This is a genomic window from Pseudarthrobacter sp. MDT3-1 (genome assembly GCF_054510755.1).
The window spans coordinates 205,561-221,126 of the sequence record NZ_JBTNDX010000002.1; the positions used below are offsets into that span (position 1 = coordinate 205,561).

Here is a 15,566-nt window from a genome sequence, read left to right on the forward strand (position 1 = left end):
TCGGCCCAGTCCGGCCGGTGGGAAATTCCGGCGCGCCACGGCCCAAAGAGTGACCAAGCTCACTGGATTTTTGTGACTTGGTGCACCATCATTGCTGTGATAGCCACAGCAAGCCCGGAGAATCCCTGATGCGAAAAGCCTCGGCTCTGACCCGCTTTGTCGCCTCTGGAATCGCGGTAGCCGCGCTCCTGGGCGGCTGCGGACAGACCCCAGCAGCAACACCGGACTCCGGCGTGCCATCCCCGGCGCAGGCGGCCGCGGCCGGCGCATACCAGGCCCGCGGCGGCGATCCGATCAGCCTGCCTGCCGGTTCTATGTACCGCAACCCGGCCAGCGGGCGTGACGAGGTGGTGGTGCCGGACATGCGGCACACTGCCCTCCTCATAGGCGATTCCCAATCCGAACCTACTGACGGGTGGCCACGTCTTGGCCTTGCCGCCGTTGGTTACAAGGTCCACTTCTGCGGGCTCGGCGGCACGGGATTCGTGGCGTCCAACGGCAAGACGGGCAACTACATCGACGCCTTGCAGCGCGGCGACTGGAAACTGCCGTACGGGACGCCCGCGCTGATCGTCATCCAGGGCGGCGGCAACGACGCCGCGCACGGCGCCACCGATGCCCAGATCGTGGCCAACGCCGACCGCCTGATCGGGGCACTCCGGGAACGCTATCCAGGCGCCAGGATGGCCATGATAGGCACCCTGGCCCGCGGCGCCAACTATGGCGGCGGGCGGAGGACCCAGGTGGACGCGCTGCTGGGCACGGTGTCCGCCAGGAACGGCATACCCTTTGTGGGCGTGGGCGACTGGCTGTCGAAGTACAACCTCGCGAAGAACCTGGCAGATGCCGTCCACATGGATGCCGCAGGCCGCAGGTCGCTGGGCGGGCTGCTTGGATCCAGGCTTAGGCAGCTGGGGCTCGAAGGCCCATCGCTGGACGGAACAGCCTCGGTGGCAGCTTCCGAAGCCACCCCAGCGGACTGAAAAAAGGAATGGAGCCGGCGCCCTGAAGGCACCGGCTCCATCCTTAACCCGGGATGCTGCGGCCGGATCAGGCCACTTCGGGCGGAAGCATCAGCTTCGCACCGGGAATGGCGTTGAGCAGCGCCTTCGTGTACTCCTGCTGCGGGGACTCGAAGACGTCGTCCGTGGAACCGGTCTCCACCAGCTTGCCCTTTTCCATCACACAGACGTGGTCGGCAATCTGCCGCACCACAGCCAGGTCATGGGTGATAAAGAGGTAGGTCAGCCCGAGGTTGGCCTGCAGGTCCGCGAGCAGGTTCAGCACCTGCGCCTGGACCAGTACGTCCAACGCGGACACGGCTTCGTCGCAGATGATCACTTCCGGATCCAGTGCCAGCGCACGGGCAATGGCAACGCGCTGGCGCTGGCCGCCGGAGAGCTCGTTCGGGAACCGCTGCATGCTTGATTGCGGCAGCGCCACATGGTCGAGCAGTTGGCGGACCTTCTTCTCCCGGCTCGCTTTGTCGCCGATCCTATGGACGCGCAACGGCTCCTCGATGGTACGGAAGATGTTGTACATCGGGTCCAACGAGCCGTAAGGATCCTGGAAGATGGGCTGCACCCGCCGCCGGAATTTGAACAGTTCCGACGCTTTCAGCAGCGAGGTGTCGACGCCGTCGAAAAGAATCTTTCCATCGGTCGGCTTTTCGAGCTGCAGCACCATTTTTGCCACGGTGGACTTGCCCGAGCCGGACTCCCCCACAATTGCAGTAGTGGTTCCCCTCGCGACGTCGAAGCTGACCCCGTCCACGGCTGCGAAATCCGTCGACTTCCCCAGCCCTTGCCGCAGCTTGTAGACCTTGCGCAAGTCCCTGATCTCCAGGACATGGTCCGCGGCAGCCGCCTCCGCATCAGGGGCGAGAAGATCAGACGCTTCCACGCCCTGTTCCTTGGCGACCTGGATCCGGCGGCTCGCCAGTGAAGGCGCAGACTCAACCAGCCGTTTCGTGTAAGGATGCTGCGGATTCTGGAGCAACTCCAGCGACGGTCCAGCCTCTACAACCTGCCCCCGGTACATGACCACCACCTTGTCCGCACGCTCGGCCGCCAGCCCCAAGTCATGGGTGATCAGCAGCACAGCGGTGCCCAATTCCGTGGTCATGGTGTCCAGGTGATCTAGGATCTGTCGCTGGACCGTGACATCCAGTGCCGACGTCGGCTCATCCGCGATCAGGAGCCGCGGCTGGCAGGAGAGTCCGATGGCAATGAGGGCGCGCTGGCGCATACCGCCGGAGAACTCATGCGGGTACTGTTTGGCGCGCCGGTGGGCATCCGGAAGTCCCGCCTGAGCCAGTACCTTTGCGATGTCGTCCGGACCACTGGGGCGGCCGTTCGCGCGGAGGGTCTCCTTGACCTGATAGCCGATCTTCCAGACCGGATTCAGGTTGGACATCGGGTCCTGCGGAACCATGCCGATGGTATTGCCGCGGAGCTCGATCATCCGTTTCTCGGTGGCATGGGCGATGTCTTCACCGTCGAGCAGGATCTGTCCGCCGGACACCGCACCATTGGTGGGCAGCAGGCCGATGGCGGCCAATGCTGTTGTGGATTTGCCGGAGCCGGACTCCCCCACGATGGCCACTGTCTCCCCGGGCATGATGGTCAGGTGGGCGTTGCGGACTGCCTGAACCTCGCCAGTGCTGGTCTTGAACGTGATGGCAAGGTCGCGGATTTCCAGAAGGGGACTGGTTCCTGAATACCCTGCCTCGTCGACGCGAACGTCGGGAATCGTCATCTTTTCGCCTCTCATCGCTGCCGGCTCTTCGGGTCAAGAGCGTCACGCACAGCGTCACCCAGCATGATGAAGCTGAGCACTGTAATGGACAGGGCAGCTGCCGGGTAAAGCATGATTTCCGGCTTCGTCCGAATGGACGACTGCGCACCCGCAATGTCATTGCCCCAGGACATAATGCTTTGCGGCAACCCAATGCCTAGGAACGACAGTGTGGCCTCCAGAACAATGAATATGCCCAGATCCAAAGTTGCCAAAACGATGATCGGCGCCAGTGCGTTCGGCAGGACATGGCGCAAGAGTGCCCCAACCTTCGACACGCCCAGAGCGCGGGCGGCTGTGACAAAATCAGCATTTCGGACCTCGATGACCGCGCCGCGAGCCATGCGTGCCATTTGCGGCCACGCGAGCAAGGCAATAATCACCACCACGGTCCATACGCTCTTGTTCTCCCGGAAGGCGGGCAACTGGGTAATGACCAGAGCGCCAAGGACCAAAGGCAAGGCGAAGAAGATATCACTGAGCCGGGCCAAGACGGAATCTACCCAGCCGCCGTAGTAACCCGCGATCGCACCAATCGTCACGCCGATGATCACGACGCAGAGCACAGACAGGACGCCCACCGAGAGCGAAGCCTGCGTTCCGTGGACCACCCTCGAATAGATGTCGCACCCCTGGAACGTAAACCCGAATGGGTGCCCGGGCGCTGGACCGGCCTCGGAATTGCCTAGTTGGCAGTCATCGTTCGGCGGCACCGTCGACAGGAGGCTCGGGAACAACGCGATGATGATCAAAGTCAGAATCAACAGCGACGAAATGATGAACAACGGACGACGGCGAAGCTTGCGCCAGGCGTCAGCCCAAAGGCTCAGTGGTGCCTGATCCGTCTTCAGGGCATCTGTTGCCTGCAGCGGCGTCTCATCTATGGGTGCAACAAAATGGGTATCTCTACTGGTCATAACGAATCCTCGGGTCCAGCCAGGCGTACAGGAGATCAACGAGCAGGTTGGCGACCACGAACACCAGCACCAGCACGCTGACTATAGAAACAATGGTGGGCCCTTCAGTCCGCAAAGTGGCTTGGTAGAGCTTGTTGCCTACCCCCGGAACATTGAAGATGGCTTCCGTGACAATCGCACCGCCCATCAGACCGCCGAGGTCTGCGCCTAGGAACGTTACGACGGGGATAAGGGAGTTGCGCAGGATGTGCGCCACCACAACGCGGGGCCGGGAAAGACCCTTGGCGGTAGCTGTCCGCACGTAGTCGGCATTCATGCTCTCGCTGACGGATGCCCGCGTCAGCCGGAGCACGTAGGCAAACGACACCAGGCCCAGAACCGTTGCCGGCAGCAATAAATTGCCCCAATCGGCGTTGGCGCCGACGGTCGGTTTGGCCCAGCCCAATTGGACTCCGAAGACCAACTGGAAAGCAAAGCCGAGAACGAAGGTGGGAACTGCGATGACCACGAGCGAAGCCACCAGCACGGTGGAATCAAACCAGCCACCACGACGCAGTCCCGCAAAGACGCCGAAACCCACGCCGAATACGGTTTGGATAGCCAGCGCCTCTATGGCCAACATCGCCGTCACTGGAAAGACCCTCGCTAACGAGGCTGCAATCGGCTGGCCGGTGAAGTCGTTGCCGAGGTTAAAGGTGAAAATGTTCTGGAGGAAAAGTCCATACTGGACCCAAAACGGTTCATCGAGGTGGTACTGGCTGCGCAGGGTATCGATGACTGCCTGCGGGGGCTGGCGATCTCCGAAGAGCGCGGCAATGGGATCGCCGGGAAGGGCGAAGACCATGTAATAAACCAAGAGGGTGGTGCCAAGGAAGACGGGGATTGCCTGAAGGAGCCGGCGAAGGATAAAGCGGACCACTGGATCACCGGCCTTCGGGGAGCGAAGAAAGGGGTTTCATTTTTTGCCTTCCTGCCGTGCAGGACAATGGGGGCCCGGCTTTGTGCCGGACCCCCATTCGCCTGGCGGCAAGTTAGATCATGGAGACTACTTGGCCGTGATGTTGTAGTAGAGGATTCCGCCATTCCAGCCGGTTTCGGCCTTCACAACGTTTTCGCTCCACACAATCGGCTTTGCCTGGTCCCAGAGCGGCAGTCCGGGCAGGTCCTCGAAGAGGATCTCCTGGGCCTGGTTGAACTTGCCGTTCGCCTCATCAGTGGTCTTGGCGGCAAGGCCCTCCTGGAGCAGCTTGTCGAACTCAGGGTTCGAGTACTTCTCGTAGTTGGAGGATGCGCCCGTTGCCCAGACCGGTCCGAGGAAGTTGTAGAGCGACGGGTAGTCACCCTGCCAGCCGGCGCGGCTCAGGCCCGGGAGGGACTGGGACTTGCGCAGGTTCAGCACTTCAGCGAACTTGGCAAAAGGCTGGATTTCGGCCTGGATGCCGAGGTTGTTCTTGAAGCCGTTGGCAACGGCGTCAATCCATTCCTTGTTGCCACCATCAGTGTTGGAGGCAATCTGCAGCGGCTTGGAATTGTCGTACGGCTGGATCTTGTCAGCCTGGGCCCACAGGTCCTTGGCCTTCGCGGCGTCAAACTTCAGGATTTCGCTGCCCTTGAGGCCTTCCTTGAATCCGTCGATAACGGGCGGCGCGAAGGCCTTGGCCGGGGTGCGGGTTCCGTTGAAGACCACCTTGGCGATCTCTTCGCGGTTGATGGCGTACGACAGTGCCTGGCGGCGCAGCTTTCCGGCTTCACCCTGGAAGTTCGGGTTGTAACCCGGGATGTTCAGGGTGGAGTTGGTGGCCACCGGCTTCGTGGCGTTCCTGTCCTGGAAGTCTGAGACGTAGGTCTTCAGTGCGTTGGACGGCAGTACGTCCGAGATGTCCAGGTTGTTGGCCTGAAGATCCGTGTATGCGGGGCCCGGATCGGTGTAGAACTTGAAGGTCACGCCACCGTTCTTCGATTCGCGCGGACCGCTGTAGTCAGCGTTCTTGACGAGGGAGATCGACTGGTCATGGACCCAGGAGCCGGTCTTTTCGAACTTGTACGGACCGTTGCCTACGGGGTTTTCGCCGAAGGTCTTTGGATCCGCCAAAGCAGCGGACGGCAGCGGGAAGAACGCCGAGTAACCGAGGCGCAGCGACCAGTCAGCTTCCGGCTGAGCCAGCTTCACCGTGAGGGTCGAATCATCCGTGGCCGTCAGGCCGGACATTGTCTCGGCGGTGGGCGCCGGAGTGGTGGTGGTCTTGCCATCAGCTGCTTTTTCGGTGGTCACGGCCGAGACATCTGCATAGCCCGCGATGGACTCGAAGAAGAATCCGTTGTTCTGCAGGTTCTTGGAGTTCGCTGCGAAGTTCCAGGAATCAACGAACGTCTTGGCGGTGATCGCTTCACCGTTCGTGAACTTCTGGCCCTGCTTGACCTTGATGGTCCAGTTCTGGGCGTCAGAGGACTCAATGGACTCTGCCAGGGCGTTGACCGGCTTGCCGTCGGCATCGTAGCTCCGCAGGCCTTCGAAGAGCAGCTCGACAACGCGGCCGCCATAAACTTCGTTCGTATTTGCCGGTAGCAAGGGGTTCTGTGGTTCGTTGCTGTACGCGGTGATCACCTTGTTGGGATCGCCGGCCGACTGGCTGGCACCATCATTGCTGCCGCCTCCAGCGCCGCAGCCTGTCAGGGCAAGGGCAGCGATCGCCACCATGCCGAGTGCTTTGGAAGTGCGCGTGAAACGCATTCCGCCTCCTATGAGTTGTGGGAGATGTTCAGGGGAAATCTTTTGCTCCCCGGCAGGCCCGTCACAGGTTCCCACTGTGACGTGGCCTACATATATGAGTAGCCTAACCGCACAAAGTCCAAATACTGGTACTCCGTTGCTAAACCGTAACCAGTTAATCGCCAATAACTAGCCGGTACCCGGAAGTGGCGCAAATCACATGCTACTCGTTGGTAGGGGATGCTGCGAATCGAGGACGGGGGCGGGCTCCCACTAGGGCGACAAGCCCCAGGAGGGCCTATTTCAGGCGCCACTCCCACACATTCCACCAAACGCCCAAAGGGCCTGAGCTGGGCTTGATACCCGTCACGCGGCTGCTGAAAGCCACGGTTCCAGTGGTCTGGTACAGCGGCAGGCCGTACGCGCTGTACCACACGCGTTTGTCGATGTCAGCCAACAGTTCGTCCTGCTTTGCAAGGTCCGTAGTGCCGGACAGTTGCTCCATGGCTTTGTCTGCGTCGCCGTCGGAAAATCCGTTGAAGTTGCTGCCGCCACCGGTCTTAAATATCTGCGGGACGCGGCTGACGCCGACCCCGGGTCCGATAGAACCGAGGATGGCTGCGTCGTAGCTGCCGCCGCCGAGCGCTTTCGCCCAGTCCGAGCTGCCGAGGCCCGCGTCTTCAACGGTGAATCCGGCGAGGCGGGCGGAGTCGCGGATCAGGGAGAAGGCCCGCACGCGGTTGGGGTTGTCCCTGTTGTACAGAATGCGGACCGTCGGGGCAGCATCCCGCAATTGCGACTTCGCGCCTTGGATGTCCACGTCAGAGTATTCGGCCGAACCGTTGTTTTTCACGGCGTCCGGATACTTCGGATGGGGTGGCAGGAAGACGTGCGAGTCCAGGGGTTTCGCGTCGGCGACAAATCCGCCCACCACGTCATCCACGATCTCCTGGCGCGGAACAGTCTTCAGGAAGGCCTCCCGGACATTCTTGTCCGCGAACAGCCCCGAAAAGTTGAGATCGAGGTGGTCGTAGCCGGACTGGCTGTAGCGCTGGACGGTATTGCCCTGCTCCACCAGTCCGTCGAAGAGGCTTTCGGTGCCGGCAGAGGGCTGCGGGGCGATGATGTCCGCCTGGCCGTTCCTGAGGGCGGCGATGGCGGTAGAGGCGGCACCGGTGAACCTTACGGTGATGTCATCGAGGTAGGGCTCCGGTCCCCAGACATAGTCCCTGTTCCGGACCAACCGGATCGAGGCGTCCGGAACGATGTCCCGGACAATGTAGGGGCCGCTTGAAAGGTACATCGCAGGATCGTCAGGAAGCGTCTTGGCGTCGAAGCCGGAATTCCAGAAGTCGCTGACCCGCTTCAGCGGGGCGTTGGCCGAGGGCTGTTCGGTGTCGCCCCGGGGCGACTCCCTGATCAGATCAACAAGATCGCCTTCGTCATTGAGGCCGCTTTTAGCGGCGACAACATGGGCCGGGAGCCCGACGTCGAACGCTACTTCCCAATCAGCGTACGGCGAGGCGTATTCCAGCGTGATGGAACGCCCGTCACTGCCGATCTCCGGGAGTGACGTGGCTGCCAGGCCGCTCTTGTCAGCTGCAGCCGAAAAGTACGTGGTGCCGGTCCCCGTATGGGGTTCAGCGTCGTCGAAGTAGCCCGAGCCGGCGGCCCAGGACAGGAGGAGGTCGCCGGCGTCGATGGCTTCGCCGTCGGACCATTTCACACCCTCATTGACGGTGTACTTCACCTTCAGCGGCTTGTCGGAGATCTTCTCGTACCGGCCGAATTTCTCGTTCCGGACCACCTTCTCGGTGTCATCCACGTAGTAGAACCCGGAATGGGTGATATGGCCGATCTTGGTGTTGATGTCCGTGTTTCCGTCGGCGCTGAACGGGTTGAAGGACGTGAAGGCGTTCACCTCGGCCACGGTGGCGCTGCCGCCGCGGTTCGTTTCACCCACCACCACCGGAGGCGCTCCCCCCGAAGCCGAGCACCCCGAGATAACCAGCGCCGCAGCGACGGCCCCGGTGATGACCTGAATCAGACGCCTCACGGGCATGCCGTCTCCTTTGCCTGTCCGGAATCAGACGTTGAAGCGGAACTCCACCACATCGCCGTCAGCCATCACGTACTCTTTACCTTCGATGCGTACCTTGCCACGGGACTTGGCTTCAGCCATGGAACCGGCCTCGATGAGGTCATGGAAGGAAACCACTTCAGCCTTGATGAAGCCACGCTGGAAGTCGCTGTGGATGACGCCTGCTGCCTGCGGCGCGGTGTCGCCCTGGTGGATGGTCCAGGCGCGTGTTTCCTTCGGACCGGCCGTGAGGTACGTCTGGAGGCCCAGGGTGTGGAAGCCGACGCGTGCCAGCTGGTCGAGGCCGGACTCGTCCTGGCCGTTCATTTCCAGCATTTCGCGCGCTTCCTCCTCGTCCAGCTCCACAAGGTCGGATTCGAGCTTCGCGTCCAGGAAGATGGCGTCCGCCGGGGCCACCATGGCCCGCAGTTCGTCCTGCTTCCCCGGGCTGCCCAGGATGCCTTCGTCGGAGTTGAAGACGTAGATGAACGGCTTCGCGGTCAGGAGGCTGAGCTCCTTGAGGTACTCCATCTCCAGCTTGTCGCTCCTGATCGAGGAGAAGACCGTGTCCCCGCGTTCCAGGACCGCCTGCGCAGCCTTGATGGCTGCCAGTTCGGCAGCCTCCCGCTTCTTGATCTTGACTTCTTTTTCGATCCGAGGAATGGCATTTTCGATGGTCTGAAGGTCAGCCAGGATCAGCTCGGTGTTGATGGTTTCCATGTCCGAGCGGGGATCCACTTTGCCGTCGACGTGGATGACGTCGGGGTCATCAAACACCCGGACCACCTGGGCAATGGCCTCGGCCTCACGGATGTTGGCAAGGAACTTGTTGCCCAGGCCTTCGCCCTCCGATGCACCCTTCACGATGCCGGCAATGTCCACGAAGGACACCGGAGCGGGCAGGAGGCGCTGCGAGCCAAAGATGTCAGCTAGCTGCTGGAGCCGGGGATCCGGCAAGTTCACGACGCCGACATTGGGTTCGATGGTAGCGAACGGATAGTTCGCAGCCAGCACCTGGTTCCGGGTCAGTGCGTTGAAAAGAGTTGATTTGCCGACGTTGGGCAGTCCGACGATGCCAATAGTAAGAGCCACGAGCATTGATTCTACCGGTTGCCGGACGCATGGGCCCCAGGCGGTCCCCCGCAGTGTCGGCACATGCTGGAAGGCCTGGTCGAATATGTCGGTTCCGTAAATTGTCACAGGGGCATGCCACAGTGTGGATATGGATGCTCTAGCCCTGATTCTTGCCCTGTTGATGCTGCTGGTGGGTGCCGTCGCCGGCGCCGGCACCACCTACTTTTCCCTCCGCCGGCACAGTCGTGCCTTTGAGGAGGACTTCGACGCCGTCTCGTCGCGGCTTTCCGAGGTCAGCGCCCAGTTCGCCGCCGCGGACGCGGAGCGCCGGCTGCTCTCGATGCAGAACCGGGAACTCGGCGAGTCCCGCAATCAGGACGGGAGCGTCCTCCGGGCACTCGCCCCCGTGGCGGAAAAGCTGACCGCGGTGCAGCAGCAGGTGGCACTGCTGGAACGCGACCGCCTGGAACAGTACGGCCAGCTGGCGCAACAGCTTCAGGAGGCAAGGCTTTCCGATGCCCAGCTGATCCGGTCCACGCACGCCCTCGAGTCAGCGTTGCGCTCCAACAGTGCTCGTGGACAGTGGGGCGAAGTTCAATTGCGCCGAGTGGTCGAGGCATCGGGCATGCTCAAGCACGTGGATTTCCTGGAGCAGGTCCACAGCGCCGGGGCCGATTCAGCGGTCCGTCCCGACCTCGTCGTCCAGCTGCCGGGCCAGAAGCAGCTCGTGGTGGACGCCAAGGTGCCGTTGTCCTCCTACCTGGAGGCCCAGGAGCTGGGTGCGCGCCAGGAAACGGGTACAACCGGGAATCCCGGCAGCCAGCAATCCCTGCTGACTGCCCACGCCAAAGCGCTGCGGGCCCACGTGGACTCGCTCAGCAACAAGAAGTACTGGGACATCCCCGGGAACTCCCCCGAGCTGGTGATCTGCTTCCTGCCGGCCGAATCCATCCTGGCCGCCGCCCTGACAGCCGATGCGACTCTGTTGGACTACGCGCTTTCCAGGAATGTGGTTCTTGCCTCGCCCAGTACACTGCTCGCGGTGCTCAAATCGGTGGCTTTCACGTGGCGCCAGGACGTGCTGACGGACAGCGCGCGGGAACTGTTCGACCTCGCCCGCCAGCTGTACGAACGCATGGGAACGCTCGGCGATAACGTGGGCAAGCTCGGTTCGTCCCTGAAGTCCTCGGTGGACCGGTACAACGCCCTGATCGGCACCCTGGAAGCGCGGATCCTGCCTACCGCACGGAAGCTCAATGCCATGGATGAATCCGGGCTGCTCACTCCGCCGGCACTCGAGGTCACGCCGCGTTCGCTGGCGGCCCCGGAGTTTCAGCAGGACGAAGCCGCCGCCTGACGCGAGGTAGCCGCCTGACGTTGCCGGAGACTGGTCAGTCGCGGGACCGGCGTCCGCCGAGCGCCCGGCTGACGTCTCCGGCTTCCTTCAGGGTCGCGCGGAGTTCCTTAGGCAACGAAAACAGGAGGTCTTCTTCGGCTGTGACAACTTCCTCCACGGAGCCATAGCCGTAGTCGGCCAGCAGTCGCAGGACGTCCGTGACCAGGATTTCCGGCACGGAAGCCCCTGACGTGACTCCGACCGTTGCCACGCCTTCAAACCACGCCTCGTCCACTTCGTTGGCAAAGTCCACCCGGTAGGAGGCCTTAGCCCCGTACTCCAGGGCAACTTCGACCAGACGGACAGAGTTCGAGGAGTTGGCCGATCCCACCACAATGACCAGGTCAGCCTGGGGGGAGATCTTCTTGATGGCCACCTGACGGTTGGTGGTGGCGTAGCAGATGTCGTCGCTGGGCGGATCCTGCAGGGTGGGGAACCGATCCTTCAGCAGGCGGACCGTTTCCATGGTCTCGTCCACGCTGAGGGTGGTCTGGGACAGCCAGATGACCTTTTCCGGATCCCTGACGGTTACCTTGTCCACTTCATGGGGACCGTTAATGATCTGGATGTGTTCCGGGGCTTCGCCGGCGGTGCCCTCGACTTCTTCGTGACCGTCGTGGCCGATCAGCAGGATGTCGAAGTCGTCCTTGGCGAACCTCACGGCTTCCTTATGAACCTTCGTCACCAACGGGCAGGTGGCGTCAATGGTGCGCAGCCCTCGGTCCTCCGCTGACTGGACGACGGCCGGCGATACCCCGTGGGCGGAAAAGATCACCAGGGCGCCTTCCGGAACCTCGTCCGTCTCATCGACGAAGATGGCACCCTGTGCCTCCAGCGAGCTCACCACGTGGACGTTGTGCACGATCTGCTTCCGGACGTACACCGGCGGACCGTAGTGCTCCAAGGCCTTCTCGACGGCGATCACGGCCCGGTCCACACCGGCGCAATAGCCGCGGGGCGCCGCCAGGAGTACCTTTTTGGGACCGGTCACCGGAGCCGCGGCGGCTACCTCCTCAGGCGAGCGCCGCCTGCGCGGGACAGTTGGCATCGAGAGGGACACAGCTGAGGAAGTCATCCCTCCATGCTACCGGGTGGGGGCCCGCCGCCCCGGCGAAGCGATCCGGATCACAACGGCCGCAGCGACAAGCACAGCGCCGGTTATCGCGGCACCACCGACCCAGGATTGGAAGCTGCTGGACGCGGCCGCCACAAACGCATCCTTGAACATGTCCGAAAGCCCATTGCCGCTAGCCGCCCCCACGACGGCATCCCTGGCGACCTGCGAGCCGGCAGCCCACAGGCCCCCCAGTGCCAGCGCCCCCAGTCCCACAGCGAGAATCACGGTCCAGCGACGGCGCGCGGACACCAGCGCTAGCGCAAAGGCGATTCCCGCTCCAATGGCAAGGGAGTAGCCGAGCGGCGCGTAGGCGGACGCTCTTTCGACCATTTGGCGCTGCTCAGGCTCGCCAACGTTGACCAGCGTCTGCTCCGGCGCAGTCAGCGGGAGCCCGGTGGTGCGTGCGAGCTCCTTCGTCGCCAGCGCCACCAGGGGTGCCACGTCCAACGTAAGCGACGACGGGGAGTCAGGTTCGGCGGGAGCCGATGCGGGTGCGGCGAAGCTGAGCCGGTGGCTCTTTCGCAGTGTTTCCTCCCAGGCCGCCGGGTAGCCGGGCAAGGCTGTGAGGGAACTGGCAGCCGCCTCAAGCACTGGCGTGACCAGATCTGCCAGGGCGTCCGGGATGGCCCCTGTATCGATGGTGCCCACAGCGGCCGCGGCGAGCCTCTGCTGGAATTCTGCGTCCTGCCCCAGGGGAGCGGCCAGGGCCACTAAGCCATCCTCCTGAACCACGCTGCGGTCAAGCCAGATGGCGGGTACGGCCAGGGCGGACAGCAAAACGCCCACGACGACGGCGATGGCTGAAACGAAGGTGCGCAAAACGGGTCCTCACGGGTTGGCGGCAGCACAGCCATCATAGAGCTGGTGTCTGGACAAAGAATGTCAGTCTCGGGTGATACAGCTTATGGATAAGGTTGAATGGCAACCGCCAGCTCACTGACGGCCGCCTTTCAAGCACGAACCGCTACCTGCCGAACAAAGGACCACCATGCCGCCACCCACAGTTTCCCGGGGCAGCGGACATGTCTGAACAGGCTGCGCTGCCGGGCACTGCTGCCACCACGTTGCCTGCCACGGCCGGTGAGACCAGCCCGGACAATCCATGGCCGCTGCAGTTGCTGTCCCAGAAACTCAAGGCCCATATCGATCGCACCCCGTCCGCATGGGTCGAAGGCCAGGTCATCGAATTGAACCGCCGCGGGGGTAACGCGTACCTCACCCTCCGGGACGTGGACGCGGAAGTTTCCCTGCCGGCGTCGGTCTGGACCAAGGTTCTGGACCGGCAGAACATGCCCCTGGAGCGTGGCTCCCGCGTGGTTGCCTTGCTCAAGCCGGAGTTCTGGCTGAAGACCGGGCGGCTCAACATGCAGGTTCGGGACATCAGGCCTGTAGGGCTTGGCGACCTGCTGGCGCGGATCGAACGGTTGCGCCAGGCCCTCTCCGCCGAGGGGCTGTTTGCCGATTCACGGAAGAAACCACTGCCGCTGCTCCCGCACCGTATCGGACTGATTACCGGACGGGACTCCGACGCCAAAAAAGACGTCGTCCAAAACGCCGCACTCCGCTGGCCCGCAGTTGAATTCGAGATCCGGGAAGTGGCGGTCCAGGGCAACACTGCGGTCTCGCAAATTATCCGCGCCCTGCAGGAACTGGACAGCCGCCCCGACGTGGACGTCATTGTCATCGCCCGGGGCGGCGGAGCCTTGGAGGACCTGCTGCCTTTCAACAGCGAGGAACTGATCCGTGCTGTCGCGGCCACGGCCACCCCGGTGGTCAGCGCCATCGGACATGAGGCGGACCGTCCCCTTCTAGACGACGTGGCGGACCTGCGCGCGTCCACGCCCACTGATGCGGCTAAGCGGATCGTTCCTGACGTTGCCGAGGAACTGGCGGGCGTGCGCCAGGCACGGGAGCACCTGCGCAGGAGCATCGGCAGGCTCGTGGACAGGGAGTCGGACCGGTTGTCCGCACTCCATTCCCGGCCTGTTCTGGCCACCCCGGAAGCCATGGTCACCGGACGAGCGGAGGAAATCGAACGCCTCCTGCGGAGATCATCGGCCGCTGTCAGTTCAACGGTGGTACGTGCAGCTGATCAGCTGGTTCACCTGCAGGCCCAGGTCCGTGCCCTGTCACCACAAAAGACGCTGGACCGCGGCTATGCCGTGGTCGAACTGGCCAACGGCCGGCCGGCCCGTGCCACTGAAGCTGCCGGCCACGCTGTGGTTCGAGACCCGTCGGAGGCGCCGTCGGGAACTGCGTTGTCCGTACGCGTGGCCCATGGCCTGTTCGGCGCCACTTCCACTGGGGAACTTCAACAAGGAGAAGCACATGCCCGAAACAAAGCCTGACCCGGAAATCCAAGCACTGAGCTATGAGGAAGCCCGCGAACAGCTGGTGCAGGTGGTGGGGAAGCTTGAGGCGGGCGGCGCCAGCCTCGAGGAATCCCTGGCACTCTGGGAACGCGGCGAAGCCCTGGCAAAGCGCTGCGAAGAGTGGCTGGAGGGCGCCCGCAAGCGCCTCGCTGCCGCCCGCGACCAGCCGCTCTGACCAGTCACTGAAGGCGGCCCACCCCTCGGAACGGCGCGCCCCAACAGGTCAGGACCGCTCAACCAGTTCCCGTTCGATCGGGACATCGAACTCAGCTTCCGGCCATTCCAGCTTCATGTCAGACAGCGCGCCCAGCACCAACTGCTGCACCGCGATCCTGGCGTACCATTTTTTGTTGGCCGGAACCACATGCCAGGGTGCCGCTTCCGTGTTGGTCTCGTCGAAGGCAGCCTGGTAGGCGCCCATGTAGTCGCCCCAGAACGCCCGCTCCTTGAGGTCACTGCTGCTGTATTTCCAGTGCTTGGCGGGGTTGTCCAGCCGGGCAAGGAGCCGGGCCTTCTGTTCATCCTTGCTGATGTTGAGCATCACCTTGATGATTTTGGTTCCGGCATCGGTCTGGCGCGCCTCGAACTCATTGATGGCCCGGTAGCGGCGCTTAAGTTCGGCAGGCGTCGCCCAGTTATGGACCCGGTGGATTAGGACGTCCTCATAGTGGGAGCGGTCGAAGATGCCCACCATGCCCGCTCCGGGCACCTCCTTCTCGATCCGCCAGAGGAAGTCATAGGACTTCTCCTCCTCGGTGGGTGCCTTGAAAGCCTTGAACTGGACGCCCTGCGGATCCATGGTGGCCATGACATGGTTGACGATTCCGCCCTTGCCCGCGGTGTCCATGGCCTGCAGGATCAACAGAAGCCGTTTTCTCCCGCCGAAGCGCGACGCCGCGAACAGCTTTTCCTGAAGTTCGGCCAACGCGCCGTCCAGTTCAGCCAGAATTGCCTGGCCATCGGCTTTGTTGCCCTTGTAACCGGGCGTCGCGTCAGGGTCGGCGTCGGCCAGCGAGAAGCCTTTCCCCACCCTCAGCGTATCGACGGGGTGCTTCTCGAACTCAACGACGTCGGCCATTGGGGTCCTTTCCCAAGGTTCCACGC

General features: G+C 62.9%; 13 protein-coding genes. 4 read left to right on the forward strand and 9 right to left on the reverse strand.

Annotation, left to right across the window (positions count from 1 at the left end):
- Positions 1–128 precede the first annotated feature (128 nt).
- Positions 129–983 (forward strand): SGNH/GDSL hydrolase family protein, encoded by an 855-nt coding sequence (locus ACX80X_RS02305; RefSeq protein WP_252598310.1) that lies wholly within the window; start codon positions 129–131, stop codon positions 981–983.
- A 67-nt stretch (positions 984–1,050) separates the two neighbouring features.
- Here ACX80X_RS02305 and ACX80X_RS02310 read toward each other — a convergent pair whose 3' ends face one another.
- The 6 genes from ACX80X_RS02310 to ychF all read right to left on the reverse strand — a co-directional run bounded on the left by ACX80X_RS02310 (position 1,051) and on the right by ychF (position 9,595).
- Positions 1,051–2,757 carry a dipeptide ABC transporter ATP-binding protein gene (locus tag ACX80X_RS02310; protein WP_252598311.1) on the reverse strand — a complete coding sequence of 569 codons (1,707 nt, stop codon included), beginning with the start codon at positions 2,755–2,757 and terminating at the stop codon, positions 1,051–1,053.
- Positions 2,758–2,768: 11 nt separating this feature from the next.
- Positions 2,769–3,713 carry an ABC transporter permease gene (locus ACX80X_RS02315; protein WP_252598312.1) on the reverse strand — a complete coding sequence of 315 codons (945 nt, stop codon included), beginning with the start codon at positions 3,711–3,713 and terminating at the stop codon, positions 2,769–2,771.
- Positions 3,703–4,632 carry an ABC transporter permease gene (locus ACX80X_RS02320; protein ID WP_252598313.1) on the reverse strand — a complete coding sequence of 310 codons (930 nt, stop codon included), beginning with the start codon at positions 4,630–4,632 and terminating at the stop codon, positions 3,703–3,705. Before ACX80X_RS02320 ends, ACX80X_RS02315 begins: the two co-directional genes overlap by 11 nt.
- A gap of 126 nt (positions 4,633–4,758) precedes the next feature.
- Complete coding sequence (locus ACX80X_RS02325; RefSeq protein WP_252598314.1) at positions 4,759–6,444, reverse strand: peptide ABC transporter substrate-binding protein; 1,686 nt, start codon at positions 6,442–6,444, stop codon at positions 4,759–4,761.
- 277 nt (positions 6,445–6,721) lie between these two features.
- Positions 6,722–8,485: an ABC transporter family substrate-binding protein gene (locus ACX80X_RS02330; protein ID WP_252598315.1), complete on the reverse strand. Its 1,764-nt coding sequence runs from the start codon at positions 8,483–8,485 to the stop codon at positions 6,722–6,724.
- 24 nt (positions 8,486–8,509) lie between these two features.
- Complete coding sequence (gene ychF / locus ACX80X_RS02335) at positions 8,510–9,595, reverse strand: redox-regulated ATPase YchF (protein WP_252598316.1); 1,086 nt, start codon at positions 9,593–9,595, stop codon at positions 8,510–8,512.
- A 130-nt stretch (positions 9,596–9,725) separates the two neighbouring features.
- Between ychF and ACX80X_RS02340 the strand changes: the two genes are divergently transcribed.
- On the forward strand, positions 9,726–10,934 hold the full coding sequence (locus ACX80X_RS02340) for a DNA recombination protein RmuC (RefSeq protein ID WP_252598317.1): 1,209 nt from the start codon (positions 9,726–9,728) through the stop codon (positions 10,932–10,934).
- A gap of 34 nt (positions 10,935–10,968) precedes the next feature.
- On the opposite strand, the gene ACX80X_RS02345 is transcribed toward ACX80X_RS02340, so the two are convergent.
- Together ACX80X_RS02345 and ACX80X_RS02350 are read right to left on the reverse strand one after the other, a co-directional pair.
- Positions 10,969–12,048, reverse strand: coding sequence for a 4-hydroxy-3-methylbut-2-enyl diphosphate reductase (locus ACX80X_RS02345; RefSeq protein WP_248759714.1), 1,080 nt, complete (start codon positions 12,046–12,048; stop codon positions 10,969–10,971).
- A gap of 9 nt (positions 12,049–12,057) precedes the next feature.
- Positions 12,058–12,909: a hypothetical protein gene (locus ACX80X_RS02350; RefSeq protein WP_459311107.1), complete on the reverse strand. Its 852-nt coding sequence runs from the start codon at positions 12,907–12,909 to the stop codon at positions 12,058–12,060.
- A 203-nt stretch (positions 12,910–13,112) separates the two neighbouring features.
- On the opposite strand from ACX80X_RS02350, the gene xseA reads away from it, so the two are divergent.
- Positions 13,113–14,438 (forward strand): exodeoxyribonuclease VII large subunit, encoded by a 1,326-nt coding sequence (xseA, locus tag ACX80X_RS02355; protein WP_252598319.1) that lies wholly within the window; start codon positions 13,113–13,115, stop codon positions 14,436–14,438.
- Entirely contained in the window at positions 14,419–14,637 is a 219-nt protein-coding gene (locus ACX80X_RS02360; protein WP_058931826.1) for an exodeoxyribonuclease VII small subunit, read from the forward strand. The genes xseA and ACX80X_RS02360 overlap by 20 nt, the downstream gene beginning before the upstream one ends.
- 48 nt (positions 14,638–14,685) lie before the next feature.
- On the opposite strand, the gene ACX80X_RS02365 is transcribed toward ACX80X_RS02360, so the two are convergent.
- A complete protein-coding gene (locus ACX80X_RS02365) occupies positions 14,686–15,540 on the reverse strand; it encodes a polyphosphate kinase 2 family protein (protein ID WP_252598320.1) in 855 nt (284 codons plus the stop codon).
- Between the last annotated feature and the right edge of the window lie 26 nt (positions 15,541–15,566).

Bases quoted from the DNA above. Each gene is read 5' to 3' on its own strand.
- ACX80X_RS02315 (WP_252598312.1), bottom strand. From the start codon at position 3,713: ATGACCAGTAGAGATACCCATTTTGTTGCACCCATAGATGAGACGCCG.
- ACX80X_RS02360 (WP_058931826.1), top strand. From the start codon at position 14,419: ATGCCCGAAACAAAGCCTGACCCGGAAATCCAAGCACTGAGCTATGAG.
- ACX80X_RS02345 (WP_248759714.1), bottom strand. From the start codon at position 12,048: ATGACTTCCTCAGCTGTGTCCCTCTCGATGCCAACTGTCCCGCGCAGG.
- ACX80X_RS02310 (WP_252598311.1), bottom strand. From the start codon at position 2,757: ATGACGATTCCCGACGTTCGCGTCGACGAGGCAGGGTATTCAGGAACC.
- ACX80X_RS02340 (WP_252598317.1), top strand. From the start codon at position 9,726: ATGGATGCTCTAGCCCTGATTCTTGCCCTGTTGATGCTGCTGGTGGGT.
- ACX80X_RS02330 (WP_252598315.1), bottom strand. From the start codon at position 8,485: ATGCCCGTGAGGCGTCTGATTCAGGTCATCACCGGGGCCGTCGCTGCG.
- ACX80X_RS02305 (WP_252598310.1), top strand. From the start codon at position 129: ATGCGAAAAGCCTCGGCTCTGACCCGCTTTGTCGCCTCTGGAATCGCG.
- xseA (WP_252598319.1), top strand. From the start codon at position 13,113: ATGTCTGAACAGGCTGCGCTGCCGGGCACTGCTGCCACCACGTTGCCT.
- ACX80X_RS02325 (WP_252598314.1), bottom strand. From the start codon at position 6,444: ATGCGTTTCACGCGCACTTCCAAAGCACTCGGCATGGTGGCGATCGCT.
- ACX80X_RS02365 (WP_252598320.1), bottom strand. From the start codon at position 15,540: ATGGCCGACGTCGTTGAGTTCGAGAAGCACCCCGTCGATACGCTGAGG.